General features: G+C 66.3%; 24 protein-coding genes. 8 read left to right on the top strand and 16 right to left on the bottom strand.

The features are described 5' to 3' along the window. The first annotated feature begins 107 nt into the window (after window positions 1-107). From ACNFH5_RS05540 to ACNFH5_RS05530, 3 genes are read left to right on the top strand one after another with little or no spacing between them, the layout of a single operon-like run. A complete protein-coding gene (locus ACNFH5_RS05540) occupies window positions 108-395 on the top strand; it encodes a DUF3649 domain-containing protein (RefSeq protein ID WP_416744692.1) in 288 nt (95 codons plus the stop codon). After that, the gene (locus tag ACNFH5_RS05535) at window positions 392-1,915 is read left to right on the top strand and encodes a PepSY-associated TM helix domain-containing protein (protein WP_416744691.1); all 1,524 of its coding nucleotides are present in this window, start codon (window positions 392-394) and stop codon (window positions 1,913-1,915) included. Before ACNFH5_RS05540 ends, ACNFH5_RS05535 begins: the two co-directional genes overlap by 4 nt. Continuing rightward, window positions 1,915-2,238, top strand: coding sequence for a DUF3325 domain-containing protein (locus ACNFH5_RS05530; RefSeq protein WP_416744690.1), 324 nt, complete (start codon window positions 1,915-1,917; stop codon window positions 2,236-2,238). Before ACNFH5_RS05535 ends, ACNFH5_RS05530 begins: the two co-directional genes overlap by 1 nt. A gap of 138 nt (window positions 2,239-2,376) precedes the next feature. Here ACNFH5_RS05530 and ACNFH5_RS05525 read toward each other — a convergent pair whose 3' ends face one another. Beyond that, the gene (locus tag ACNFH5_RS05525) at window positions 2,377-3,252 is read right to left on the bottom strand and encodes a helix-turn-helix domain-containing protein (protein WP_416744689.1); all 876 of its coding nucleotides are present in this window, start codon (window positions 3,250-3,252) and stop codon (window positions 2,377-2,379) included. Between the two features lie 137 nt (window positions 3,253-3,389). Here ACNFH5_RS05525 and ACNFH5_RS05520 point away from each other — a divergent pair, with 137 nt between their 5' ends. After that, complete coding sequence (locus ACNFH5_RS05520) at window positions 3,390-4,283, top strand: DMT family transporter (protein WP_416744688.1); 894 nt, start codon at window positions 3,390-3,392, stop codon at window positions 4,281-4,283. Window positions 4,284-4,401: 118 nt separating this feature from the next. Here ACNFH5_RS05520 and ACNFH5_RS05515 read toward each other — a convergent pair whose 3' ends face one another. Further along, window positions 4,402-5,376 (bottom strand): 2-hydroxyacid dehydrogenase, encoded by a 975-nt coding sequence (locus tag ACNFH5_RS05515; protein WP_416744687.1) that lies wholly within the window; start codon window positions 5,374-5,376, stop codon window positions 4,402-4,404. 295 nt (window positions 5,377-5,671) lie between these two features. Then, window positions 5,672-6,607 carry a LysR family transcriptional regulator gene (locus ACNFH5_RS05510; RefSeq protein WP_416744686.1) on the bottom strand — a complete coding sequence of 312 codons (936 nt, stop codon included), beginning with the start codon at window positions 6,605-6,607 and terminating at the stop codon, window positions 5,672-5,674. A 294-nt stretch (window positions 6,608-6,901) separates the two neighbouring features. Here ACNFH5_RS05510 and ACNFH5_RS05505 point away from each other — a divergent pair, with 294 nt between their 5' ends. Genes ACNFH5_RS05505 through ACNFH5_RS05490 form a run of 4 tightly spaced genes read left to right on the top strand, consistent with a single transcriptional unit; the run spans window position 6,902 to window position 11,725 of the window. Next, window positions 6,902-8,416: an efflux transporter outer membrane subunit gene (locus ACNFH5_RS05505; RefSeq protein WP_416744685.1), complete on the top strand. Its 1,515-nt coding sequence runs from the start codon at window positions 6,902-6,904 to the stop codon at window positions 8,414-8,416. Between the two features lies 1 nt (window position 8,417). Beyond that, window positions 8,418-10,604 (top strand): FUSC family protein, encoded by a 2,187-nt coding sequence (locus ACNFH5_RS05500; protein WP_416744684.1) that lies wholly within the window; start codon window positions 8,418-8,420, stop codon window positions 10,602-10,604. A 1-nt stretch (window position 10,605) separates the two neighbouring features. Continuing rightward, window positions 10,606-10,806: a DUF1656 domain-containing protein gene (locus ACNFH5_RS05495; protein WP_416744954.1), complete on the top strand. Its 201-nt coding sequence runs from the start codon at window positions 10,606-10,608 to the stop codon at window positions 10,804-10,806. Between the two features lie 13 nt (window positions 10,807-10,819). Then, window positions 10,820-11,725, top strand: coding sequence for an efflux RND transporter periplasmic adaptor subunit (locus ACNFH5_RS05490; protein ID WP_416744683.1), 906 nt, complete (start codon window positions 10,820-10,822; stop codon window positions 11,723-11,725). A gap of 183 nt (window positions 11,726-11,908) precedes the next feature. Here the strand turns inward: ACNFH5_RS05490 and ACNFH5_RS05485 are convergent, their stop codons facing one another. From ACNFH5_RS05485 to ACNFH5_RS05425, 13 genes are all read right to left on the bottom strand, one after another. After that, on the bottom strand, window positions 11,909-12,160 hold the full coding sequence (locus tag ACNFH5_RS05485; protein ID WP_416744682.1) for a hypothetical protein: 252 nt from the start codon (window positions 12,158-12,160) through the stop codon (window positions 11,909-11,911). A gap of 31 nt (window positions 12,161-12,191) precedes the next feature. Beyond that, window positions 12,192-13,079: a TIGR01459 family HAD-type hydrolase gene (locus tag ACNFH5_RS05480; protein ID WP_416744681.1), complete on the bottom strand. Its 888-nt coding sequence runs from the start codon at window positions 13,077-13,079 to the stop codon at window positions 12,192-12,194. A 74-nt stretch (window positions 13,080-13,153) separates the two neighbouring features. After that, on the bottom strand, window positions 13,154-13,825 hold the full coding sequence (locus ACNFH5_RS05475) for a dual specificity protein phosphatase family protein (RefSeq protein WP_416744680.1): 672 nt from the start codon (window positions 13,823-13,825) through the stop codon (window positions 13,154-13,156). Window positions 13,826-13,910: 85 nt separating this feature from the next. Beyond that, window positions 13,911-14,297: a hypothetical protein gene (locus tag ACNFH5_RS05470; protein WP_416744679.1), complete on the bottom strand. Its 387-nt coding sequence runs from the start codon at window positions 14,295-14,297 to the stop codon at window positions 13,911-13,913. Beyond that, window positions 14,297-15,127: an SDR family oxidoreductase gene (locus ACNFH5_RS05465; RefSeq protein ID WP_416744678.1), complete on the bottom strand. Its 831-nt coding sequence runs from the start codon at window positions 15,125-15,127 to the stop codon at window positions 14,297-14,299. The genes ACNFH5_RS05470 and ACNFH5_RS05465 overlap by 1 nt, the downstream gene beginning before the upstream one ends. Before the next feature lie 61 nt (window positions 15,128-15,188). Then, window positions 15,189-15,653: a multidrug transporter gene (locus ACNFH5_RS05460; protein WP_416744677.1), complete on the bottom strand. Its 465-nt coding sequence runs from the start codon at window positions 15,651-15,653 to the stop codon at window positions 15,189-15,191. Between the two features lie 222 nt (window positions 15,654-15,875). After that, window positions 15,876-16,862, bottom strand: a complete 987-nt coding sequence (locus tag ACNFH5_RS05455; RefSeq protein ID WP_416744676.1) for a YjbE family putative metal transport protein — start codon at window positions 16,860-16,862, stop codon at window positions 15,876-15,878. A 5-nt stretch (window positions 16,863-16,867) separates the two neighbouring features. Then, the gene (locus ACNFH5_RS05450) at window positions 16,868-18,097 is read right to left on the bottom strand and encodes an NRAMP family divalent metal transporter (RefSeq protein WP_416744675.1); all 1,230 of its coding nucleotides are present in this window, start codon (window positions 18,095-18,097) and stop codon (window positions 16,868-16,870) included. Then, entirely contained in the window at window positions 18,094-18,978 is an 885-nt protein-coding gene (gene hflC / locus ACNFH5_RS05445; RefSeq protein WP_416744674.1) for a protease modulator HflC, read from the bottom strand. The genes ACNFH5_RS05450 and hflC overlap by 4 nt, the downstream gene beginning before the upstream one ends. Beyond that, window positions 18,978-20,009: an FtsH protease activity modulator HflK gene (hflK, locus tag ACNFH5_RS05440; protein WP_416744673.1), complete on the bottom strand. Its 1,032-nt coding sequence runs from the start codon at window positions 20,007-20,009 to the stop codon at window positions 18,978-18,980. Before hflK ends, hflC begins: the two co-directional genes overlap by 1 nt. 246 nt (window positions 20,010-20,255) lie before the next feature. Further along, window positions 20,256-21,698 (bottom strand): mannose-1-phosphate guanylyltransferase/mannose-6-phosphate isomerase, encoded by a 1,443-nt coding sequence (locus tag ACNFH5_RS05435; RefSeq protein ID WP_416744672.1) that lies wholly within the window; start codon window positions 21,696-21,698, stop codon window positions 20,256-20,258. A 348-nt stretch (window positions 21,699-22,046) separates the two neighbouring features. Next, window positions 22,047-22,712, bottom strand: coding sequence for an alginate O-acetyltransferase AlgF (gene algF / locus ACNFH5_RS05430; RefSeq protein ID WP_416744671.1), 666 nt, complete (start codon window positions 22,710-22,712; stop codon window positions 22,047-22,049). 79 nt (window positions 22,713-22,791) lie between these two features. Next, window positions 22,792-23,988 (bottom strand): alginate O-acetyltransferase, encoded by a 1,197-nt coding sequence (locus tag ACNFH5_RS05425; RefSeq protein WP_416744670.1) that lies wholly within the window; start codon window positions 23,986-23,988, stop codon window positions 22,792-22,794. Between the last annotated feature and the right edge of the window lie 8 nt (window positions 23,989-23,996).

Raw genomic sequence — 23,996 nt, 5'->3', positions numbered from 1 at the left:
CATATAATTCCGCTTTTCAATCGCGTGCCCGGGAGTTGCCTGGGCCGCCTCGCAGGATCCCGTCCGATGTGCGTCTCCCAGCGCCTGACCCATCCGAGAGCCGACGTATGAGCGGAACCCGATTCGGCGCCGTCGCCGCGCGCATCTTCAGCGCCGTGGTCGTCGGTTATGCACTGGCCTATTCCGCCACGGCCTTCTTCAGCGTGTACCTGCCGATGTCGCGCTCGGACCGTGTCTCCCTCGCGAGCCTAGCCTGCTTCATCGTCTGGGTCGCCGCGATCCTCTACGCATTTGGCGCGAAAAGCCCCTGGCGCGCGGTCTGGGCGCCAGCGGCGCTGAGTATCGCGCTGGGCCTGGCGGCTTTCCTGCCGACAGCCTACGGGGTGCGCCCATGAGCCTGCGTCAGTCGATGTCCGGGCTGCACACCTGGAGTGGGTTGCTGGTCAGCTGGATTCTCTTTGTCGTGCTGTTCTCCGGCACGGTTGCGGTGTTCGACAAGGAACTCACCCGCTGGATGACGCCGCAGCTGCACAAGCTCGAAGCGGTGAACGTCGGCGCCGATCAGGTGCGCGAGCTGATCGTCGAACGCGCGCCCAAGGCCCACGGCTACTGGATGCACCCGCCCAGCGAGCGCATGCCGTACTGGACCGCCGGCTGGGAGCCGGCGGACTTCAGCGAGTTCCAGTCCTTCCTGGTGGACGCGCAGAGCGGCGAGGTGCTGTCCAAGACCGTCGGCGGCAACTTCTTCCTCGAACTGCACTACGAACTGCACGGCGGGATGATCGGCCTCTACGTGGTTGGCGTCGCCGGCGTGTTCATGCTGGTGGCGCTGGTCAGCGGGGTGATTGTCCACCGACGCATCTTCAAGGACTTCTTCACCCTGCGCCCCAAGGCGGCCAAGCAGCGTGCCTGGCTGGATGCGCACAACGTGCTGGGCGTGATTGGCCTGCCGTTCCATCTGCTGATGGCCTACACGGGCCTGGCGATCTTCATCACCTTCTATATGACCGCTGGCATCAAGGTGGCCTACAAGAACGACATGGAGCATTTCTTCCATGACGTGCAGGGCGCCTTCGACCGCGAGGAATTGGGCAAGCCGGCGAAGCCGCCCAAGTCCATCGACAACATGATTATCAAGGCCCGCCAGGCGTGGGGCGACGACAGCCAGGTCGGCTGGATCAACATCGAACATCCCAACGACGCCGCAGCGATGGTGCAGATCCGCAAGGCCGTGGACAAGGGCATGGTCAACGACCAGCGCACCGTGTCCTTCGACTCCGGCACCGGCGCGCTGCTGCACGTGCAGCAGCCCTACAAGCCGGGCTACAAGACCTACGCCTGGCTGACCGGCCTGCACATGGCGCAGTTCGGCAACGATCTGGTGCGGGTCATGTATTTCGTCCTTGGCCTGGTGGGTTGCGTGATGGTTTTCGGTGGCCTGCAGGTATGGGTGAGCAAGCGCGAAACCCGCGGCCACCGAGGCTTGGCGCTGGTGCGGACGCTCAATGGCGCGGTCTGTGGCGGTTTGCCGATCGCATCCCTTGGCTTGCTCGCGGCTTCGCGCCTGCTGCCGGCCGATCTCCTCCAGCGCACCCGCTGGGAAGCCACCGCCTTCGTGGTGATCTGGCTGTTGGCGCTGGCGCACGCGCTGCTGCGTCGTGGCAGCCGTGCCATGGCTCGTGAGCAGTTTGCCGCGCTGGCGGCGCTGGCGCTGCTGCTGCCGATGCTGAGCCTGTTCGGCCCCGAGCCGGGCCGGGTGACGACGCATGTCGCCAACGGCGACTGGATGATGGTCGGTATCGATTTCGGCCTGCTGCTGATTGGCGTGCTCTGTGCCTTGCTCGGTTGGCGACTGGGGCGCGAGCGTGCCGAGCGTGTCCGCCCACGTCGTGCCCGTAGCGAGGAGTACGCCTGATGCTGCTGGTATTCGGTCTCAACCTGCTGGCACTGGCGGCGGCGTGCCTTTCTCTTTCCCGCCATCATCGCGATCTGTTCGGCAGTGCGCCGTCGCAGTCCCGTGTGCGGCTGCTGCGTATCGTCGCGGTGGTGGATGGTGCGTTGGCGCTGGCGTATTCGATCCACGTCATCGGCGTTGAACTGGGGATCGTCTACTGGGCGTGTCTGCTGATGATTGCCGGGGCTGTGCTGGTCCTGCTGCTGGCCTGGCGGCCGCGCTGGGCGTTGCCGGCAGCCGCGGCGATGCCGGTGATCGGCGGCGTGCTGGCCGTACTGGGCTGACGCTTCAGGACTCTGTAGGAGCGAGCTTGCTCGCGAACCTGCAGGGCACGGTGCCAGGCGGTTCGCGAGCAAGCTCGCTCCTACAGGTCGGTTTTTTCCGAAGGATCGGACCTCGTTTCGGACGCACTTTTCAGCGCGCTACTCCTCGAACGCCTGCCGATACTCCCCCGGCGTCCCGCCCACCACTGAGCGGAAGCGGTTGGCGAAATGGCTGGCGCTGGAGAAGCCGCAAGCCAGGGCGACCTGGCTCAGCGGCTGGCGCGTATCGCGCAGCAGCCGCTGCGCCAATGCCACGCGGCGAGCCAGGACATATTGGTGTGGCGGCATGCCGAAGCTTTCGCGGAACATCCGCGCGAAGTGGTATTCCGACAGCGCGGTCTGCATCGCCAACTCGCCCAGCGACAACGGCTGATCCAGGCGCTGCTCGATGTAGTCCGCCACACGCTTGCGCATGGTCGGCGCCAAGCCGCCTTTGAGTTTCAGCCCTTCCCGCAAGCCCACCTGGTTCAACAGCAGATGATCGATCAGGTCATGGGCCAACGTGCTGGTGCGAATGCGTTCGCCCGGCTCGTGCCAGTCGAGCTTCACCAACTGGCGGAAGCGCGCGGCCTGCTGCGGGTCGTCTAGAAAGGTGCGTTCGTGCAGTTGAAGTTCGCGCGGCTCGCGATCGAGCAGGCGGATGCAGCCGAGGGCGAACTGTTCCTGGCCGATGTACAGGTGCGCCAGGCGGATGTCGCCGTTGACGATCCAGGCCGATTCCGCGCCGGCCGGCATCACACAGAGCTTGTCCGGCGCACCCTTGGTTCCCGGCGCGCCGCGGCGGAAGGTGCCGGTGCCGTCGTTCAGGTAGCAGGACAGCGTGTGATGGCTGGGGGCGTGGTAGTCGCGGGCGTCATGGCTGTTGCTCCAGATCGCTGCGGACAGCCCGTCGCCCAGCTCCGCACAGCGCTCCAGGCGGGCGTTGGGCGAGGCGTTCATCGACTGGAAGACTTCGAGCTGCGAAATGGCTGACATGGAGATTCCTCTGTTGTCTTCACTCTACCCGCGCGGGCGCGCCTTGCCAGCCCGGTTGTCGCAATAAGCGCAAGAATCTGCAAGCCGGTGCCGGGGCAGGGCGGGAGACTGTTTGGGTAGGATTTTCGGAGACCGCCATGAACCTTTCGCTCTACCTGCTCACCGTGCTCATCTGGGGCACCACCTGGATCGCCATCAAGCTGCAGGTCGGCGTGGTCGCCATTCCGTTGTCCATTGCCTACCGGTTCAGCCTGGCGGCGCTGGTGCTGTTTGCCCTGCTGCTGGTGTCGCGGCGGCTGCAACCGCTGGGCCGGCGCGGGCAGGCGATCTGCCTGGCCCAGGGGTTGTGCCTGTTCTGCGTGAACTTCCTGTGCTTCTACACCGCGAGCCAGTGGATCCCCAGCGGGCTGGTCGCCGTGGTGTTCTCCACCGCCACCCTGTGGAATGCGTTGAACGCGCGGATATTCTTCGGCCAGCGCATCGCGCCCAATGTGCTGGGCGGCGGCGCGTTCGGCCTGGCGGGGCTGGCGCTGTTGTTCTGGCCCGAGCTGTCCGGGCACCAGGCGACGCGCGAGACCTTCTACGGACTGGGGTTGGCGCTGCTTGGCACGCTGTGCTTCTCGGCGGGCAATCTGCTGTCGAGCCTGCAGCAGAAGGCCGGGCTGCGGCCTCTGTCGACCAATGCCTGGGGCATGCTCTATGGCTCGCTGGTCCTGCTGGTGATCTGTCTGGTACAGGGCGTGCCGCTGACCTTCGACGCCAGCCCGCAGTACGTCTGGTCGCTGCTGTACCTGGCGATTCCTGGCTCGGTGATCGGCTTCACCGCCTACCTCACGCTGGTCGGGCGCATGGGGCCGGAGCGGGCGGCGTATTGCACCGTGCTGTTCCCGGTGGTGGCGCTGAATGTGTCGGCCTTCGCCGAAGGCTACCAGTGGAGCCTGCCGGCGCTGGCCGGGCTGGGGCTGGTGATGGCCGGCAACGTGCTGGTGTTCCGCAAGCCCAAGCCGGTGTTGCAGCCAGCACGGGCGTGACCCTGCAGGAGCGAGCTTGCTCGCGAACAGCCTCGCGGCGGGGTTGGTTCGCGAGCAAGCTCGCTCCTACATGGATACCCTGGCTTTCAGCGCTGGGCCATCAGCTTCGTGGGGCGCATCAGGCCTTCCAGGCCTGCGGATTGACCAGATTCTTCGGGCGCTCGCCACGCAGGGCGGCTTCGAAATTGTCCAGCGCGCACTCGGCCATGGCCTGGCGGGTTTCGTGGGTGGCCGAGCCGATGTGCGGCAGCGTCACGGCATTGGGCAGCGAGAACAGTGGCGACTCCGCCAGCGGTTCGTTCTCGTAGACGTCCAGGCCGGCGGCGAGGATGCGCCTCTCCTGCAGCGCTTCCACCAGCGCGGCTTCGTCGATCACCTGGCCACGGGCGATGTTCACCAGGATGCCGCTGGGCTTCATCAGTTCCAGCTCGCGCTTGCCGATCAGCTTGCGGGTCTTCTCCGACAGCGGCACCACCACGCAGACGAAATCCGCCTCGCCCAGCAACTCCTCGAAGCCGCAGAAACGCGCGCCCAGTTCCTGCTCCAGCTCGGGCTTGCGGCTATTGCCGTGGTAGAGCACGTCCATATTGAAACCAAAGCGGCCGCGACGGGCGATGGCCGCGCCGATGCGACCGAGGCCGAGGATGCCGAGCTTTTTGCCGTGCACGTCGACGCCGAAGTGCTGGGCGTCCACGGTGCGCTTCCACTGGCCGGCCTTGGTCCAGGCGTCCAGCTCGGCGGTGCGCCGCGCGGCCGCCATGATCAGCGCGAAGCCGAGGTCGGCGGTGGTTTCGGTCAGCACGTCCGGCGTGTTGGTCAGCGGGATACTGCGCTGGTTCAGGTAGTTCAGATCGTAGTTGTCGTAGCCCACCGAGACGCTGGAGATGACTTCCAGCTGCGTGGCCTGGGCCAGTTGCTTCTCACCCAGCGGGCGACCGACACCAATCATGCCGTGGGTGGTCGGCAGGGCAGCGGCCAGTTGCGCGTCGACGTCGCCTTGCTTGGGGTCGAGCACGGTGACGTTGAACTGGCTGCGCAGGCGGTCGAGGTGTTCCGCGGCAAGGCGGCTGAAGACGAAGACGTTCTTTTTCATGGCTCTCGGGCGGCGGGGAGGCTGAGGGGGCTTAACCCTACCATTGCCGGGCTAGAGCGGCGCAAGGCTTGCGTGTGCGCCGGGCGATTATCGAACAAGGCCCGTCATTGTAGGAGCGAGCTTGCTCGCGAAGCGCTTGGCGCCGAGGCTGCCGGGGAGTCTGTTCGCGAGCAAGCTCGCTCCTACAGAGGCGGCGGGGTGCGGGAACGAGGGTGGGTTCGCGGGCAAGCTCACTGAACACCGGGGTAGGGAGTTACACAGTGAGCTTGCCCGCGAAACACGACGAAAAGGGTGGTCAGGGTCCCACATCGGCGAGCCCGGCGCCATCGGCCTGGAGCACACCTGGGAGATTTTCTCGCAGATACGCTACCCAGGTCTTGATCTTCGCGTCCAGGTATTGGCGCGACGGGTACAGCGCGTAGACGTTGAGAATCTGCAGCTTGTAATGCGGCAGTACGCGCACCAGCGAGCCGTCGCGCAGGCCGTCGATGGCCGAGTAGACGGGCAGGGCGCTGATGCCCATGCCCGAGCCGATGGCCTCGGTCATGGCGTCGCCGACGTTCACCTGGAAGGGCGAGGGGCCAAGGGTGATCATTTCCTGGCCGTTGGGGCCGTCGAACAGCCACTTGTCCAGCGGCAGCACCGGGCTGATCAGGCGCAGGCAGTCATGCTCCATCAACTCGGTAGGCGTCTTCGGCGTGCCGCGCCGGGCCAGGTAGTCCGGCGAGGCGCAGAGGATGCTGTAGGTCTCGCCGATGCGCTGGGACACCAGGCCCGAGTCGGGCAGTTCCGAGGCGACCACGATGGCCACGTCGAAACCTTCGTCGAGCAGATCCGGCACGCGGTTGGCCATGGTCAGTTCGAAGGTCACGTCCGGGTGCTGCTGGCGATAGTTGGCGATGGCGCGGATCACGTAGTGCTGGCCGATGCCGGTCATCGAATGCACGCGCAGGCGGCCGGCGGGTCGGGCGTGGGCGTCGCTGGCCTCGGCTTCGGCTTCCTCGACGTAGGCGAGGATCTGCTCACAGCGCAGCAGGTAGCGTTGGCCGGCCTCGGTGAGGGCGATACGCCGGGTGGTGCGGTTGAGCAGTCGGGTCCGCAGGTGCGACTCCAGATTGGCGACTGCGCGGGATACGTAGGCGGTGGTGGTGTTCAGCTGCTGCGCGGCGGCGGTGAAACTGCCGGTTTCCGCGACGCTGGCGAACGCACGCATGGTCTGCAGTGTGTCCATTGGGGCCTCGTCAGTGGGGCATCTGTCCCGGGTGGCGACGCCAATGAAGGGATAGGTCGTCGCCGGCGGCATGTCCTTGATGGGTGGCAATGCGCGGAGCAGAGCGGGGGCGGCCTATTGTCACATGGATGACGACACACATTGTTTCATTATCGGTAATAAACAATCACAAAACAGCCGGCTTATCCGTTCCCTTTCCCGTCCCTAGAATTCAATCGCCGCAACTGGCTTTGCCGGCTCTCCACGCTTAAAAGCCCCACGCTGAAAAGCTAGACCACTTCCAGGACCTCCACCGTGTCGCGTCACCTCGTGAAAGGACTGACGTTCGTCGGCTCCTTTGTCATTTTTTCAACAATCGCCGGATGTATCAGCACCAATGGCATCGCCCCGCAGGAACAGCGCCTGGGCGACACCGAGCTGGCCACCGACGCCGCCATCGCGCACGCCAACCAGGAAGCTGGCTGGCCCGCCGAGCAGTGGTGGCGCGCCTATGGTGATCCGCAGTTGAATACCTGGGTGCAGACCGCGCTGGACGGCAGCCCGACTCTGGCACAGGCCGAGGCGCGGGTGCGCATGGCCATGGCCATGGCCGGCGTCGCCGAGTCCGCCGAGTCGCCGCAGATCAGCGGCGATGCCTCGCTGACCCGCCACCGTTGGCCGACCGACTATTTCTACGGCCCGGGCGACCTGGCCGACACCACCACCTGGAACAACAACGCCGCCCTGGGCCTGAACTATTCGCTCGACCTCTGGGGGCGTGAGCGCAGCAACACCGAGCGCTACGTCGACATCGCCAAGATGACCGCCGCCGAGGCGCGCGTTGCCCAGCTGGAGCTGGAGAGCAACATCGTCCGCGCCTATATCCAGCTGTCGCTGCAATACGCCGAGCTGGACATCGGCAAGGCCATGCTGGCGCAACAGCAGGGCATTCTCGCCCTGGCCCAGCGCCGCCTCGATGGTGGCATCGGCACGCATTTCGAAGTCAGCCAGGCGGAAGTCCCGCTGCCGGAAACCGAGCGCAAGATCGAAGCGGTGGACGAGGAAATCCAGCTGACCCGCAACCAGATCGCCGCTCTCGCTGGCAAAGGCCCTGGCGCCGGCGCCTCGATCCAGCGCCCGAGCCTGAAGCTCGCTGGAGGCCCCGGCTTGCCCAGCAAGCTGCCGATGGAGCTGCTCGGCCACCGCCCGGACGTGGTTGCCAGCCGCTGGAAGGTCGCCGCCCAGGCCAAGGGCGTGGACGTGGCCCGCGCTGAGTTCTACCCCAACGTCGACCTGGTCGCGAGCATCGGCTACAGCGCCGTCGGCGGCGGCATGCTGGAATTCCTCAACGCCGAGAAATTTACCTACGGCGTCGGCCCGGCCATCTCCCTGCCGATCTTCGACGGTGGTCGCCGTCGCTCGCAACTGAGCCAGGAATCCGCCGGCTACGACGCCGCCGTGGCGCAGTACAACCAGACGCTGATCAATGCGCTCAAGGGCATTTCCGATCACCTGATCCGCATGCATTCCATGGAACTGCAGCAGGGCTTCGCCGAGAAGTCCGTGGCGTCGGCCCAGCGCACCTACGACATCGCCACCAAGGCATACCGTGGCGGCCTGACCGACTACCTCAATGTGCTCAATGCGCAGACCCGCTTGTTCCAGCAGCAGTTGGTGGAACAGCAGGTGCGCGCCGCGCGCCTGGCTACCCATGCCGGCCTCGTCGTCGCCCTGGGCGGCGGCCTGATGGACAAGCAGGAAGGCCCGAAAGAACACAAGATGGTCCCGGAAACCGTCGACGTGCGCGCGGCACAGGGCGCCGGGCGCTGATATGGCGGCGAACGACTTCAGCGCCCACCCGGCGCCGCTGGACGCCCTGCGTCGCGCGCTGCTGGAGTGGGGGCGCAGCGACGGCGTCACCTGGGTCTACATCGCCAAGGTGCTGCTCGCCGCGCTGCTGACCCTGTGGCTGGCGATGCGTCTGGAGCTGCCGCAACCGAGCACGGCGACCATCACCGTGTTCATCGTCATGCAGCCGCAGAGCGGCCAGGTGTTCGCCAAGAGCTTCTATCGGATTCTCGGCAGCCTCGTCGGGCTCTCCGTGATGGTCGCGCTGATCGCGATCTTCGCCCAGCAGCGCGAGCTGTTCCTGCTGGTTTCGGCGCTCTGGATCGGCCTGTGCACCGTCGGCGCTGCGCGCTACCGAGACTTCCGCTCCTACGCCTGCGTACTGGCCGGCTACACCGCCACGCTGATCGGCCTGCCCGCCACCCTGCACCCGGAAGCCGCCTTCATGTCGGCCATCTGGCGGGTGTTGGAAATCAGCCTGGGCATCCTCTGTTCCATGGTGGTCAGTGCCACGCTGTTCCCGCAGACCTCCAGCACGGCCATGCGCAGCGCGCTGTACCAGCGCTTCGGCGCCTTTGCCGGCTTCGTCCTGGACAACCTGGGGGGTGGTGATCGCAGCAAGTTCGAAGCGTCCAACGTGGCCTTCGCCTCCCAGGCCGTGGGTCTGGAAGCACTGCGCAGCGTCACCCGTTTCGAAGACCCGCACATGCGCCTGCGTTCGGGCCGTCTGTCGCGCCTGAACAACGAGTTCATGGTCCTCACTACCCGCTACCACGCGCTGCACCAGTTGCTCTCGCGCCTGCGTGCGCAGGAAGCGGAAGCCGTGCTGCGCGCCCTGCAGCCGTGCCTGGATGAGCTGACCCAGGTGCTCGCGCCGTGGCGCGGCCAGTCGGTCACCGACCGCGACGCCGAGCGCCTTGCCGCGCAACTGGAAAGCCACCGCACGCGGATGATGCAACGCATCCGTTCCGGCCGCGCGCAACTGCTCGCGGAGCAGGACGAACCCGCCGCATTGCTGGACTACAACACCGCCGGCGAGCTGCTCTACCGGCTGGCCGATGACCTCTACAACTACGCCCTGACCCACGCTTCCCTGGCCGCGCACAAGCACGAGCGGGAGAACTGGAAGCACGGCTTCTCGCCCAAGGCCAACCTGGTCGCCTCGCTCGTAGCCGGCGGGCGCACCGCGCTGATGGTGCTGGTCTTCGGCCTCTTCTGGATCGAGACCGCCTGGCCCAGCGGCAGCACCTTCGTGCTCAACGCCGCCGCCGTCGCCGCCCTGGTATCGGCCGCGCCGGACCCGGCGAAGATGGCCATGCAGATGGCCGTGGGCACTTTCTTCGCGGCGATCCTCGGCTTCTCCGAAACCTTCTTCGTGTTCCCGCACCTGGACGGCTTTGCCCTGCTGGCCTTCGCCCTGGCGCCGGTATTCGCGGTGGGCGCGTTCTTCTCGATCAAGCCCAAGTACGCCGGCTACGGCCTGGGCCTGCTGGTGTTCTTCAGCTTCGGCGCGATCCCGGCGAACCTTACCGTCTACGATCCGGGCCGCATGCTCAACGAGTACATCGCCCTGGTGCTGTCGCAGAGCCTGGCCGCGGTGGTCGCCGCGGTGATCATGCCGCCGACCAGCGCCTGGCTGTGGCGCCGCCTGGAGAAGGACCTGCGCCTGCGCGTGGTGGAAGCCATCAGCGGCAAGCTCGACGGCCTGGTCTCCTCCTTCGAGAGCGGTACCCGCGACCTGCTCAACCAGGCGTACGGTGTCGCCGCGCGCAGCCCGCAGATGCAACGCCGCCTGCTGCGCTGGACCTTCGTGGTGCTGGAGATCGGTCACTCGATCATCGAATTGCGCGTCGAGCAGGAGAACCTGCCGGCCGAGCCCTGCTACGCCGAATCCACGCCCTGGCGGCAGTCGATCCGCAGCATGGGCCGCGCGCTGATCCGCCTGTTCGTCAAACCCTGCGAGGCCAACCGCGAGCGTGCCCTGGCCGCCGTGGAGCTGGCCATCGACTGCGTGAAGACCACCGACGAGCCGCGCGCGCCGGACTTCGAAAGCTCGCCGCTGCGCCGCGTGCTCAGCTACCTGCACTTTATCCGCAGCAGCCTGCTCGACCCGCAGTCGCCGCTGCGCGATGGCGAAACCTCTTCTGGAAGATCGACCCATGTTGCCTGACCTGCCCCGCGAGATCGCGTTCCACGGGGTCTACATGCCGACCCTGACCCTGATGTTCCTGGTTGCCGCGCTGCTTTGCTGGGGCATCGACCGCATCCTCGCCTCCGTCGGCCTCTACCGCTACACCTGGCACCCGGCGCTGTTCCGCGTGTGCCTGTTCGCCTGCCTGTTTGGCGGGCTGTCCCTCACTATCTATAAGTAACGAGCGTGCACCCATGACTCTCAAATCCATCATCAGCCTGCTGGCGACCCTGATCATCCTGGCGGTCGCCGCGTTGATCGGCCGCGCCCTCTGGGTGAACTACATGGATACGCCCTGGACCCGCGACGGCCGGGTGCGCGCCGACATCATCAACGTCGCCGCCGACGTCTCCGGCGTGGTGGTGGACGTGCCGGTGCGCGACAACCAGCAAGTGAAGAAAGGCGACCTGCTGATGCAGATCGACCCCGACCACTACCAGATCGCCGTGAAGCAGGCTGAAGCGCTGGTTGCCTCGCGCAAGGCCACCCTGCAGATGCGCCAGCTCAACGCCAAGCGCCGCCGCGCCATGGATGAGGAAGTGGTTTCCCGCGAGAGCCTGGACGACGCCAGCAATACCGCCGCCGCCTCCGAGGCCGACTACCAGCAGGCCCTGGCCGCGCTGGACGCCGCCAAGCTGAACCTGGAGCGCACCCAGGTGCGCGCCTCGGTGGACGGCTACGTGACCAACCTCAACGTGCACCGTGGCGACTATGCCCGTGTCGGTGAGGCGAAGATGGCGGTGGTCGACGAGAACTCCTACTGGATCTACGGCTACTTCGAAGAGACCAAGCTGCCGCACATCCGCGTCGGCGACCCCGCCGAGCTGCAACTGATGAGTGGCGAGCGCCTTAAGGGCCATGTCGAGAGCATCGCCCGCGCCATCTACGACCGCGACAACCCCGAAAGCCGCGAGCTGGTGGCCGACGTCAACCCGACCTTCAACTGGGTGCGCCTGGCCCAGCGCGTGCCGGTGCGCATCCATATCGACGACGTGCCGGACGGCGTGCTGCTGGCCGCTGGCATCACGGCCACCGTGATCGTCAACCCGCAGAGCCGCAACGCGGAGCATTCCGATGCAGCCGCTGCGCCTGCGCAGTAAGTTGATCGGGTGAATGAAAACGGGAGCCTTGGCTCCCGTTTTCATTTCCATGTACACCACAAGACGCAACCTGGCTGTGTAGGGCCCAGCCCCGGGGGCTCTTCGTAGGAGCGAGCTTGCTCGCGAATAGCCCAGCTCCAGTGCCTTGTGGTTCGCGAGCAAGCTCGCTCCTACAAAAGAGGTTCAGCCTTCGGCGTGCTCGCGTTTGCGGTTCTTGTAGCTGCCGCGGATGTTCATTGCCGCCAGGCACAGTTGCAGCAGCACCAGCGCATACGCCTTGGCCGGAATACCCCAGGCGATCCACAGCGCGTTGCTGGCGAGGAATACCCAGAAGCCGACCTTGCGCCGCTTGCGCTCGCGGGAGCCGACCAGCCAGGCGGCGAGGACGGTGACCAGCATGGCTGGCCATTGCAGCAGGTCGATCAGCTCGTTCATGGGCGGTCCGGTTCAGGTGGGTGTCCTGAACTCAGACCAGCCCTGGTGCGGCAAAGTGCGGACGAACTGGGTAGCCATCGAGCAGTGCGTTGGTTTTCTCCGCGTCCAGTTCGCCATTGAATGGCACGCCCAGCGCCTGGCGGTGGATCCCGGTAGCCGCCAGCCACAGGGTGTCGATGCGCGCCGCCAGTGCACCGGGAACGTCGGTCACCAGGGAGTCGCCGACGAAGAGGATGTGCTTTGCGCCGCGCGCTTCCAACTGGCGCTGGGCGACGCGGAACGCGGAAGGGTCGGGCTTGCCGTACCAGTGAACCTTCCCACCCTCCTCGGCGAAGGCTTCGGCCAGGCGGCCAGCGCCGAATACCGTCTGGCCGCCGGAGACCACCACGCGGTCCGGGTTGGCGCAGAGGAAGGGTTTGTCGGTGGCGCCGCGTAGCGGGGCGAAGCGCTCTTCCAGCTCGTCCTGCGGGAAGCTGCCGACGCCCAGGATCAGCGAAGCGGCGTGAATGTCGTCGCAGAAGCGCTCGCGAATATCCGCCGGCCAGGTGGTCAGCGCATCGCCTACGCCGACGGTGTAGATGCCACCGCGCTGGAACTCGCGCTCGTGGGTGAAGGCGTCAATGGCCAACTGGCCAGAGGTGGTAATGCCGGCGAACAGCTCGCGGGCGACGCCCAGGCGCACCAGGGTGTCGGCCATTTCCGGGACGCTGCGCGAGGCGTTGCTCAGGAACCACACCGGCTTGCCCTCGGCCGCGCGGCGCGCGAGCCAGTCCAGGGCGCCGGGGAAGACGTCGACGCCATCGATCAGCACGCCCCAGAGATCGAGCAGGAAGCCGTCGTAATCGGCGCAGAAGGCATCCAGGCCGGCGTGGTCGATGTAGCGGGTGTGGGTGACGGCGCTGAAGCGGGAAGAAGTCATGGCGTGCCTGTGCAACGGTGGGAGTGCGCCCACGTTAGCGCACTCTCGCCCCTTCGGTGTGACAGACGCGCCGATCAGTGTGTCGGGTGCAGCGGGCGCTCGTCGCCGAAGGTGTCCGCCAGCCAGCCCTTGAGCTGGCAGCCGGCCAAGGCCGAGGTGCTGCATTCGCCGCTGGCCAGGGCTTGCTGCAGTTGGCCGATGTCGGCCTTCTGCACGTACGCGATGGCGTCGGTCATGTCGTCTTCGGTGCCATAACCGCCCTGGGTCATCTCCTTGAGCGCATCTTCCTTGCTCCAGCCCTGGATCACCGTGCGGTACATGGCGGCGAACAGGCCGGTACGGTCACGCCCGTGCTTGCAGTGCATCAGCACCGGGCCGTTCTGCTCGGCGCCCTGCAGAATGCGCAGGACTTTCAGCACATCGGCGTCGTCGACGCGGTCGGCGTGGGTCGGGAAGCTCACGGCCTCGATATCGTGCTGGCCGATCCACTCGCGGTCGTCGTCCTTGATGAAGCTCACCACGGTCTTCACCTGCAGGCGCTGCAGCTCGGGCAGGTCGGCGCTGTCGGGCAGCGCGCTGCGGTAGAGGGTTGGCGACATCTGGTAGAGGTTGAACGACTTGTCCACAGGCTTGGCCCAGTCGGCCGGTGTCTCGCCAGCGGCCAGGGCGAGCGGGCTGATGCTCTGCAGTGCAGCGCTCAGCAGGGCGGCGGCGATGGCGCCACGGAGAATCTGGGGCAGGGACATGGGGACTCCTCTAAGGTCCGCGTCACCTTAGAGGGAGGCCGGTTGTGCCCGGATGAAAAGCAGGTGAAGAAAGCGTGAAGGCCGCTCAGCGGCTGTCGGCGGGGAGAAAGCGCACGAGCACGCCGGGGCGGAAGAACCACCAGACGCATAGCGGATAGCACAGATAGTTGAGCGCGTAGATCAGCAGGGCCGCCGGGCTCGGCGTGTTCTTCCACGCCGCCATCCCGACCAGGATCGCGTAGAGGATTGCCAGGCCGCCGCCGTACAGCGCGGTCAGCCGCCAACGCTCGCCGGCTTCCGCCAGGCGCTTGTGCCGGCGAGCGAACCAGAAGGCCATGGCGGCGGCGATCACGGCTGCTACCAGCAAGGTCGCCGGCACACCGCCGACCCGCAGCAGTCCACGGGCCACCACGTTGAGGAAGAAAGCGGCGAGGATGCCGGCGAGGGCGAGGTAGCGAACGCGATAACTCATCAGAGTTGTCCGTCGAGGCCAAAGCGCTTCTTCAGCACCTTGTCCAGCAGGCCAGTGGGCAGCCAGCGCGAGAGCAGCGGCAGGGCACGGCTGCCATTGCCGATGCGCACCAGGCGCGGACGCGGGGATTTCTGCGCGGCGGCCAGCAGCTCGCGGGCGAAGTCGCTGGCGGGTGTGGGTTTGTCCTGGGACGCGGCGGCGCGCGCCTGGATGAGTTGACGCAGCGGCCACCAGGCGGAGTCCTCGCTGACCACCGCGGCCATTTCGCGGCTGGCGTTGGCGCCGAAGTTGGAGGCGATGGCGCCGGGTTGGACTTCCATCACCTCGATACCGAAGGGCGCCAGCTCCAGGCGCAGCGCATCGTTCAACGCATGCACCGCGGCCTTGGAAGCGCAGTAGGCGCCGGCGAAGGGTGTGACCAGCACACCGGACACGCTGCCGATGTTCACCACCAGCCCGCGCCGTGTGCGCAGCGCCGGGAACAGCGCGCGGGTGATGCCGACCACGGCGAACACGTTGGTTTCGAACTGCCGGCGGATCGCCTGGCTGCCGCCATCGAGCAACGGGCCCATGGCGCCGTAGCCGGCGTTGTTGATCAGCACATCGAGGCCACCGGCTTCGCGCTGCAGCAGCTCGGCGAGGCGCTCGACGGCAGGTTCGTCGTTGACATCCAGCAGCACGCCCCGGAAACCCGCCTGGCCTAGGGCGGCGACGTCTTCATCGCGGCGGGCGGTGGCCCAGACCTGGTAACCGGCGGTCTGGAAGGCATCAGCGAGGGCGCGGCCGATGCCACTGGAGCAACCGGTGATGAGGGCGACGGGTTGGGGCATGGTGGGGCAGTCCTTGGGCTGTGGGCGGGACTACCGTACCGGATTGTGCGGGGCAGGTGAATCAGTTGCCGAAGCGGCCGTTCACGCGCTCGGCGCGGAATTCCAGAGTGCTGGCGCGGTAGCCGGGGCGCAGGGGCGGCAGCGGCAGGCAGTCGCTCCAGCTGTCGCCGGCGAGCAGGGCGCCAGGACCTCGGTAGCGTGGGGCTTCGTAGAGGTTTTCGGCAAGGTCGGTGGTGTCGCCGGGGCGGTAGGCGGCAACCTTCCAGCGCAGCTCCAGCAGCGGGCGGTTGGCGCCGTTCTTCAGGCTGACGGCGAGCGGGCGGCCGGGTTGGCATTGGTCGGGCTGATAGGCGATGCGCAGTTCCAGGTGCTGGAGCTGGCGGGCGTCACTGTTGTCCTGCCAGATGGCAATGGCGATCACACAGGCCAGCCCGACCAGGCCGGCGCCGGAGATCGGAAGAGCGCGGGAGGGGTAGCGGATCAGCAGGATGATCCAGGTGACGATCAGCAGGATGCCGTACAGCATGGAGCGCTCCGCGCAGGGTATCGAGCATTACCTTAGCAGGCCGCGGCGTGGCGCGGGTTGATGTGGCGGGGGTGTTCCCTGTGGGAGCGAGCTTGCTCGCGAACCTGCCTGGGTGCGGTTCGCGAGCAAGCTCGCTCCTACAAAAAAACGGCAGGTGTGGGGCGGGGCTCGCTATGCCTGGCTGCCTGCTCGTTGCTGTCTGCGCGGGATTGCTGCACGTACTCAAACCGGCGAGCGAGGTGGTGGCAGCAGCCCGTTGTTGAGCAGGTGAGCAGCCAGCCAGAGCAGGGTGCACAGGCAGATGGCGAGGGCGACCCACATGAGGATTTTCATGGCCAGGGTGGACTCGGTGCTGCCCGCTGACGGGAGAGGAGCCTCGACAGCGGCGGCAACCACTTCCGCAGGCGGTGCGCTATCGCTGATAGGTGCTACGGCAAGCGCCGGCTGGGCGGGTTCGGCGCTCTGCAGCAGGGCTTCGCCGAAACGCTCCAGGACGCTTTCCACCCGCGACGGCGCGGTTGTGGTCGGTGGTGCCAGCACCTTGCGCCGACTACGGATGATTCGGCTTTCAAGCAGGATGAAGGCTGCGCAGCACAGCGGCACGGCCACCAGCAGCGCGGGCGCCTGTTGTTCGATCCAGTCCGCCACCAGCGGGTCGCTACAGGCGAGCCGTCCGCCGATCCAGGCCAGTACCACGCTGCCGAGGGGAACCAGCCAGGGATTGCGCTCCAGGGTTCGGGCGAGGAACAGGCTGCCGTACATCAGCAGCGGAATGCTCAGTAGCAGGCCCAGCAACAGGGGCAGGATCGCCCCCTCGGTGGCGCCGGCGAGGCCCATTACATTGTCCAGGCTCATCGCCACGTCGGCACTCACCACTGTCAGAACTGCCGCACCCAGGCGGGTAGCGCTGGACTGCACAGGTGGGTGGTTGTCGTCTTCGCCGAGCAACAGGCGCAGGGCTATCAGCAGCAGGACGCCGGCACCGATGATCTTCAGCAACGGGATATATAGCAGCAGGCTGGTCAGCGCCGTGAGGACCAGCCGCAGGCCGATGGCGAGCCCGGTCGCCAGGAAGATCGCGCGCTTGCGCAGTTCCACTGGCAGGGTGTTGCAGACCAGGGCGATCACCAGGGCATTGTCGCCACTGAGCAGCAGGTCGAGCAGGACGACCTGCAGCAGCATCCCCAGTGACTGATTGAAGTGCTCCATCTCCATCACCCCAGCGCTCCCATGCAGCCGGCATACAGGCCGATGCTGGCAGTGAGCAGAAATACCAGACCGACGCAGGCGGCATAACCGCCTTTGAGCCGGTATGGCTCGGGCAGTTCACGGCGCGCCAGAACGAACAGCAGGCCCAGGACGATGGGCAGCAACAGCGCATTGATCACCCCGGTGGCGATGGACAGGCGCAACAGATCGATGCCCGATGCGACCAGCAGCCCGCCAGCCGCGAGCACTGCGCCGAAGGCCGCATAGAACCAGGGCGCCTCCGAGGGTTTGCGGGCCAGCGAGTGGCGTTTGCCGAGCAGCTCGCCGAAGGCCCAGGCGGCCGACAGGCAGATCACGATGGTGGCGACCAGGGCTCCGCCACTCAGCGCCAGGGCGAACAGCAGCTTGCCGCTGCGCTCGCCGAGGACCTGGGTGAAGGCCTCGGCGATCTGCGGAATGCTTTCCAGGGTGATGCCACTGTCGTGCCCGGAGAAGGCGGCGGCTGCGGCGATGAGCACGGCGGCCGTGATGATCTGGCAGAGGATCGCGCCGCTCAGCGTATCGACACGGGCTGCGCGCAGGTGCGAGGTGTCCAGGCCTTTGTCGACCAGGGCGGACTGCTGATAGAAGATCGTCCAGGGCATGATGCTGGTTCCCAGGTTGGCGGCGAGGAGGTACAGGTAGTCGCGGTTGGCGAACGGCACGTGGGCAAGTTGCGCGGCAATCTGTCGGTAGTCCGGATGGGCCCGCCAGGCCACGGCAAGGAATGCCAGTTCGAACAGGCCCAGGCCGATGGCCAGCCGCTCCACGGAGCGGTAGCTGTTGGTGCAGACCATGCCGAACAGGCCGCCGCACACCACCAGCACCACCAGCCAGACCGGCACGCCGAATAACTCGCCCACGCCGGCCAGTCCGCTCAGCTGGGTGACCAGTGCGCCAAGGCAACTGATCGCCAGGGTGAGCATGGCCAGTGTTGCCAGGCCGTGCCCGAAGCGCTGCAGCACCAGTTCGCCGTAGCCTTTGCCGGTGCAGAGGGCGAGGCGCACCGTCAGTTCCTGCGCCACGAACAGCAGCGGCACGATCAATGCCTGCAGGAGCAGCAGCCGATAGCCCCACTGCGCGCCGCTCTGGGCGGCGGTAATGATGCTGCCGGCGTCGGTATCCGCCAGCATCACCACCAGGCCCGGCCCGAGCAGTGCGAAGGTGCGCCGGACGTCCAGCAGCGCCGGTTTCATGGGGCAGCCTTGGTGGGCGGACCATTCTTCAACGCCCGCAGCATGGCGGAGTCGGGCGACAGCAGCAGCGTGGGGGCGGCGCCCGCCAGCGATTGCGAGTAGCTTTGCAGCGCGCGGTAGTAGGCGTAGAACTGCGGGTCCCTGGCATAGGCCGCGGAGAGGATACGGTTGGCCTCGGCGTCCGCCTCGCCACGTGTCACCGCGCTCTGGCTCTGCGCCTGGGAGAGGATCACGGTGCGCTCGCTGTCCGCGGCCGCCTGGATCTGCTGGGCCCATTCCTCTCCCTGGGCGCGCAGTTGCTTGGCTTCCTGCTGGCGCGCTGACTTCATCCTGGCAAAGATGGCCTGGCCGGTTTCGATGGGCAGGTCGCCACGGTGCAGGCGCACTTCCTCCACTTCGATACCCAGTGGGATCGCCCGTTGTGCCACTTCCGCGCGTACCCGCTCGAGGGCCTGGCTGCGGTCATCGGAAAGCAATTGCTGGATTTTCACCCGACCCAGTTCGCGGCGCAGCGAGGTGCTGACCAATTGCGCCAGTTGTTCGCGCGCCTGTGTCTCGTCGCGTACCGCCTGGTAGAAGCGCAGCGGGTCGGCGATCCGGTAGCGGGTGTAGGTTTCCACCTCCAGGCGCTTTTCGTCGCCGAGGATTACTTCCTCGGGAGGCGAGGCGAGCATCTGCAGGCGAGCGTCGTAGTACTGCAGGCTGTCGATGAAGGGCAGTTTGAACTTTGGCCCCGGCGTCTGATCGATGTCTGCCAACGGTGCGCCCATGCGGATCACCAGGGCTTTCTGGCCTTCCGACAAGGTGTAGAAGGACGAGCTGGACAGCCAGAGTGCCGCGATCAGCCCACAGGTGCCGATAACCGGCCAACGCGCGCGCATCAGTGCACCTCCCGCGCAGGTGTGTCCTGCAAGGGCAGGTAGGGCAGTACGCCGGTGGCGGATTTGCCGGAGCCATCGACGATCACCTTGCCCGCCTTCTTCAACAGGGCATCCATGCTTTCCATGTACAGGCGCCAGGCTGTGACCTCGCGGGCCTGGGCGTAGCTCTGGTACAGCGCATCGAAGCGGCTGGCTTCGCCCTTGGCCAGCGCCAGTGTCTGGGTCTTGTAGGCGTTGGCTTCCTGGACGGTGCGGTCGGCGTCACCGCGGGCTTTGGGAATGATGTCGTTGGCGTAGGCTTGCGCTTCGTTGCGGGCGCGCTCCTGGTCGGCGCGGGCGCGTTGCACGTCGTTGAAGGCATCGATCACCGCCGCCGGAGGGTCGACTCGCTGCAGTTGTACCTGGGTGATCTGGATGCCGGCCTGCTCCTCGTCCAGCCACTTCTGCAGCAGTTCGCTGGTCTGCTCGGCGACTTGCTGGCGCCCATGGGACATCGCTGCCTGGATCGGCGTGCGTGCCAGAACGTCGCGCAGGGCGCTTTCCGCGGCGACCTGCAGCGCTGCCTGCGGGTCCTTGATCTGGAACAGGAACTTGCCGGCATCCTTGATTCGCCAGAACACCGTGCATTCCGCCTCGATGATGTTTTCATCGCCGGTGAGCATCTGCTTGTCGCGGATATCGCTTTCGTAGCTGGGTTTGTTGTCGTACTGGTTGCTCAGTTGCAGCTGGTTGATCTGCGTGACCCTGGGCAGCAGCAGCGTTTCCACTGGCCACGGCAACCGGTAATGCAGCCCTGGCGCGCTGCTGCGCACCCATTGGCCGAGGCGCAGCACCACGCCCTGCTCATCGGGCTGGACCTTGTAGATGCCACTGGCCAGCCACAGCAGTACCAGCAGCCCGCCGATCAGCAGTGAACCCTTGCCGTTCAAACCGTAGAGCTGGATGCGATAGGCCAGGATCTGGCCCCAGGCAAAGAGCGGCCGCTCTCGTGCCGCCGCAGGAGTGGGTACCTCGGTGATGCTGGACTGCATGATGTTCTCGCGCTGGGGAGGGGCGCCCTGAGCAGGCGGGTGTTACAGAATGTGTCGGGTATTCAAGGCGTCATCCTCGGTGAAAGGAATGACCCCGATCAACAATCGGCGGGCGGCTTTTTCCCTATCGCACAGTTGTTCAGTTGCCGTTCAGGCAGCCCGGCGCGCGGGCATAAAAAAGCCCCCGCACCGGAGGTGCGGGGGCATTGGCGCTGATGGGGGGAAGCGCCGGGTTCTCGCGTGGAATCAGCGCACCACGGCGCGTAGCTCCACGTTCTCGGTAGTACGGCCGTAGACGTCTTCCAGACGCTCGATGTCGTCTTCGCCGAGGTAGCTGCCCGATTGCACTTCGATGATTTCCAGCGGGATCTTGCCCGGGTTGGCCAGGCGGTGGACCGAGGCGATCGGGATGTAGGTGGACTGGTTCTCGGTGAGCAGGAAGGTCTTGTCGTCACAGGTCACCTGGGCGGTGCCGGAAACGACGATCCAGTGCTCGGCGCGGTGGTGGTGCATCTGCAGCGACAGGCGCGCGCCCGGCTTGACCGAGATGTGCTTGACCTGGAAGCGGCCGCCCATGTCCACCGAGTCGTAGGAGCCCCACGGACGGTAGACCTGGCAGTGGTTCTGGGTCTCGCTGCGGCCGGCGGCGTCGAGCTGGTTGACCACCTTCTTGACGTCCTGCACGCGGTCCTTGTGGGCGATCATCATGGCGTCCTTGGTTTCGACGACCACGATATCTTCCAGGCCGATCACCGAGACCAGCTTGCCGTTGCCGTGCACCAGGCAATTGTGGCTGTCGTGGACCATCACGTCGCCCATGGTGACGTTGCCGTCGCCGTCCTTGTCGTGCACTTCCCAGATCGACGACCAGCTGCCGACGTCGTTCCAGCCGGCGGACAGCGGCACCACGCAGGCGCGGCGGGTCTTTTCCATCACGGCGTAGTCGATGGAGTTGTCCGGGCAGCACTCGAAGGTGGCGGCGTCGATGCTGATCAGGTCGCCGTCGTGCTGGCTGCGCTCCAGGGCGAGCAGGCAGGTGTCGTAGATGTCGGCGTCGTGTTTCTTCAGCTCTTCGAGGAAGCGGCTGGCGCGGAACAGGAACATGCCGCTGTTCCAGAAGTAGCCGCCCTCATCGACGAACTGCTGGGCACGCGCCTCGTCGGGTTTCTCGATGAAGCGTTCGACGCGGATCACGCCATCCGGCAGGCCGCGCTCGTCGCCGGACTTGATGTAGCCGTAGCCGGTTTCCGGGCGATTGGCTGGCACGCCGAATAGCACCATCTCGCCTTTTTCGGCGGCGTTGGTGGCCAGTGCCAGGGCGCGCTGGAAGGCGCGCTGATCGTCGATCACGTGGTCGGCGGGGAGGATCAGCAGCAGCTCGTCACGGCCTTCGGCGAGCAGCTTCATGGCGGCGATGGCGACCGCTGGAGCGGTGTTGCGGCCGAAGGGCTCGAGGAGGATTGACTGGGTCTTCAGGTCCAGCGCTTCGAGTTGCTCCTGGACGATGAAACGGTGTTCCTGGTTGCTCACCACCACCGGCGGCTCCATGCCTTCGAACACCAGGCGTTCCAGGGTCTGCTGGAACAGGGTGTGGTCGCCGGTCAGGGCCAGGAACTGCTTGGGATACTGTTTGCGCGAAAGAGGCCAGAGTCGCGAGCCGCTACCACCGGAAAGGATTACTGGGATCATCGGGTTTCTCCTAAAGCGTTTGCGTTCTGTCGGCCGGCCCACGTCATGCGGGCCAGCGTGCGGTTTGGGTGACCTCTCCTGTGCATGCCGTCGCTGCGGCGCACTGGTTCTTCTGCCGGCGTGGGGCCGGTCTTGTTGTTTGGCTTGGGAGCGGTTGCACAGCGCCCTCTCCCTAGCCCTCTCCCTGAAGGGAGAGGGGACTGTTCGGAGCGAAGCGGGGCTTCCCCGCTAGCCGGGTAGTACTGAACTTTTCGTTCGCACGGATGGCTCCCTCTCCCTTCAGGGAGAGGGCGGGGGAGAGGGGCGGAACTCTCCAACGGCACGCTGCTCACCATCCGCTTCAAGGCCTCAGTCCGCCTTGACCGGACGCTTGACCCATACCGGGTTCAGCTTGCCGGCGTCACCGGTGACGTACAGGCAGACCACTTCGCCGCGCTCGAGGGTGACGGGCTTGAGGTCGCTGACTTTCTTGGCGCCGTCGAACAGGGCGAGGTTGACCTTCACCGGGTTGATCTCGCGGTCACCGTGGCTTTGTGGGGCGACGTTGGCGACGACATCCGTCTTGCCGTCGGCAGTCTTCAGGGTGAGGGCCTTGCCGCTGAGGTTCTGTACGCGGACGAGGGCCTTCTGCTTGTTCTTGAACGGCGGCTCGGGCACCAGGCGCGGTTGGCCGCCGGGTTGGCTGACGAGGGTGTAGTAGGCGTCCGGGTCGAGCTTGACCGGCAGGCTCTGGCTACCGACCTTGGCGGTGTAGTTGCCCGGCGGGAGGAACTTGAAGTCGCTGGAACCCAGCGGGGAAATGTCGTTGAGGGTGGCGTTGCCGACGCTGACGGACAGTTCGCCGCTGCCGGCGTTGTAGGCCCGTACGAAGGTGGAGCCCTTGGGAGCCTGTGGGCCGTAGAGCGCGCCTTCACCACCGGCGAAGGCACCGAAGGACGCCGCGCCCAGGGCAAGGGCCAGGGCAGAGGACTTCAGGGTGCGAATGCTCAGTCGGTTAATGCTCAGTCGGTTCATGGGGTGTACCTCCGTCTATCTCTCGTGTGGGCACGGGAGGTGCCCTGTTCCAGCGCTCGGTGCGCCGTGGGTTTTCGGGTCAGTGAGCGGCCTGGTTGGAGGCCAGGCGTTCGTCGCGGTTACCGTCCGCACGCAGTTGCGCCAGCCAGTCCTGGTTGAACTGGCTGAGGTCGCTGTGCATGGGCAGGTAGCGTTCGGGGAATTCCCAGACCAGCAGTTGCGCCGGCTTCTGCTTGAAGCCTTCGTCCTGCAGGAGTTCGAGCATCGGTTCCAGGGGGCCCTTGCCCTCCTTGGCGTAGTTGATGACATCCGCCGAGAGCGCCTGCTTGAGGGCGCCGGCGAAGTTCCAGCGCGCATTGGCGCTGTAGCTGGTGCCGACCAGGGCGACCTGCGGCTGGGCGCTGTCGCCGAAGAGGTCGCCGCCGCTGCCGTCGGTGGAGCCAGCGGAGCCGGTGGCGTCCTCGGCCGGATGGGTCTGGCGCTGCTGCAGTTGGTCTTCTTCAGGCAGCAGGTTGGTGAACAGCGGGTCCAGGGGCAGGAAGGTCAGCAGGTCGCCCTTGTGTGCGCCGCTCTTGCCGACCTCGGTGACGAAGCTCTGGGTCGGCAGGCCGGAGCCAACGCCCGCGCGGATGCTTTCGCCCAGTCGCTGGGCCACGGCTTCGGCGCCCAGCGGGGTCCAGTGGGTATCGGTGCGCAGGAAGACCTGGCCGTTGTCCTTGGCTTTTTCCATCGTCTCCAGCAGCTCGGGCGCGGCCATGCCGGCCTGGCGGGCGCGCTGCAGGAAGTCGGTGTAGAGCGAGGCGTGCAGGGCCGCCGGTTGTTCCTTGCCGACGTATTCGGGGTAGAGGCGGGTCTTGGCCGGGATGATCGCCAGGACCAGCTTCACGCCACGCCGCTCCAGTTCCTGCTGCACGCCGCGCACCAGCGCCCAGTTGTCGTCGAGCTGCTGCTGGGTGGGGGCTGGCTTGAACTCTTCATCGGTGAACAGCCAACCGTCCTTGCCGATCACCACGCCCGGGCGGCCTTCGTCGAAGACGGTGTAGTCCAGTGCGGCCCAGAGGTTGGTGCCCAGGCGCTTGATGGGGAATTCGTCGTCGTAGTGGCCTTCGAAGGCGTGGGCCAGCTTGCCGTTGAGCACGGTGGTGCCTTCGGCGGCGGAGAAGCTGGGGAAGGCCTTCAGCGACCAGCCGGCAAGGCCCAGCAGCATCCCGCCGAAGGCGGCGATGTAGGCGTACTGGAGGGGTTTGCTGATCTTGGGTTGAGTGGTCGATTGCATGATCCGGC

It is taken from the genome of Pseudomonas sp. NY15435 (genome assembly GCF_048068295.1).
Lineage (GTDB): Bacteria > Pseudomonadota > Gammaproteobacteria > Pseudomonadales > Pseudomonadaceae > Pseudomonas.
The sequence above is the reverse complement of the archived record's forward strand: the minus strand, read 5'-3'. Positions and strand labels throughout refer to the sequence as shown.

What these genes read in the sequence shown, in the direction of transcription:
- ACNFH5_RS05515 (WP_416744687.1), bottom strand. Translation starts at nt 5,376, where the DNA reads ATGAAAAAGAACGTCTTCGTCTTCAGCCGCCTTGCCGCGGAACACCTC.
- algF (WP_416744671.1), bottom strand. Translation starts at nt 22,712, where the DNA reads ATGAACCGACTGAGCATTAACCGACTGAGCATTCGCACCCTGAAGTCC.
- ACNFH5_RS05525 (WP_416744689.1), bottom strand. Translation starts at nt 3,252, where the DNA reads ATGTCAGCCATTTCGCAGCTCGAAGTCTTCCAGTCGATGAACGCCTCG.
- ACNFH5_RS05470 (WP_416744679.1), bottom strand. Translation starts at nt 14,297, where the DNA reads ATGAGTTATCGCGTTCGCTACCTCGCCCTCGCCGGCATCCTCGCCGCT.
- ACNFH5_RS05520 (WP_416744688.1), top strand. Translation starts at nt 3,390, where the DNA reads ATGAACCTTTCGCTCTACCTGCTCACCGTGCTCATCTGGGGCACCACC.
- ACNFH5_RS05500 (WP_416744684.1), top strand. Translation starts at nt 8,418, where the DNA reads ATGGCGGCGAACGACTTCAGCGCCCACCCGGCGCCGCTGGACGCCCTG.
- ACNFH5_RS05535 (WP_416744691.1), top strand. Translation starts at nt 392, where the DNA reads ATGAGCCTGCGTCAGTCGATGTCCGGGCTGCACACCTGGAGTGGGTTG.
- ACNFH5_RS05450 (WP_416744675.1), bottom strand. Translation starts at nt 18,097, where the DNA reads ATGAAACCGGCGCTGCTGGACGTCCGGCGCACCTTCGCACTGCTCGGG.
- ACNFH5_RS05460 (WP_416744677.1), bottom strand. Translation starts at nt 15,653, where the DNA reads ATGCTGTACGGCATCCTGCTGATCGTCACCTGGATCATCCTGCTGATC.
- ACNFH5_RS05485 (WP_416744682.1), bottom strand. Translation starts at nt 12,160, where the DNA reads ATGAACGAGCTGATCGACCTGCTGCAATGGCCAGCCATGCTGGTCACC.
- ACNFH5_RS05490 (WP_416744683.1), top strand. Translation starts at nt 10,820, where the DNA reads ATGACTCTCAAATCCATCATCAGCCTGCTGGCGACCCTGATCATCCTG.
- ACNFH5_RS05475 (WP_416744680.1), bottom strand. Translation starts at nt 13,825, where the DNA reads ATGTCCCTGCCCCAGATTCTCCGTGGCGCCATCGCCGCCGCCCTGCTG.
- ACNFH5_RS05425 (WP_416744670.1), bottom strand. Translation starts at nt 23,988, where the DNA reads ATGCAATCGACCACTCAACCCAAGATCAGCAAACCCCTCCAGTACGCC.
- ACNFH5_RS05510 (WP_416744686.1), bottom strand. Translation starts at nt 6,607, where the DNA reads ATGGACACACTGCAGACCATGCGTGCGTTCGCCAGCGTCGCGGAAACC.
- ACNFH5_RS05455 (WP_416744676.1), bottom strand. Translation starts at nt 16,862, where the DNA reads ATGGAGCACTTCAATCAGTCACTGGGGATGCTGCTGCAGGTCGTCCTG.
- ACNFH5_RS05540 (WP_416744692.1), top strand. Translation starts at nt 108, where the DNA reads ATGAGCGGAACCCGATTCGGCGCCGTCGCCGCGCGCATCTTCAGCGCC.
- ACNFH5_RS05530 (WP_416744690.1), top strand. Translation starts at nt 1,915, where the DNA reads ATGCTGCTGGTATTCGGTCTCAACCTGCTGGCACTGGCGGCGGCGTGC.
- hflC (WP_416744674.1), bottom strand. Translation starts at nt 18,978, where the DNA reads ATGCGCGCGCGTTGGCCGGTTATCGGCACCTGTGGGCTGATCGCGGCA.
- hflK (WP_416744673.1), bottom strand. Translation starts at nt 20,009, where the DNA reads ATGCAGTCCAGCATCACCGAGGTACCCACTCCTGCGGCGGCACGAGAG.
- ACNFH5_RS05465 (WP_416744678.1), bottom strand. Translation starts at nt 15,127, where the DNA reads ATGCCCCAACCCGTCGCCCTCATCACCGGTTGCTCCAGTGGCATCGGC.
- ACNFH5_RS05480 (WP_416744681.1), bottom strand. Translation starts at nt 13,079, where the DNA reads ATGACTTCTTCCCGCTTCAGCGCCGTCACCCACACCCGCTACATCGAC.
- ACNFH5_RS05435 (WP_416744672.1), bottom strand. Translation starts at nt 21,698, where the DNA reads ATGATCCCAGTAATCCTTTCCGGTGGTAGCGGCTCGCGACTCTGGCCT.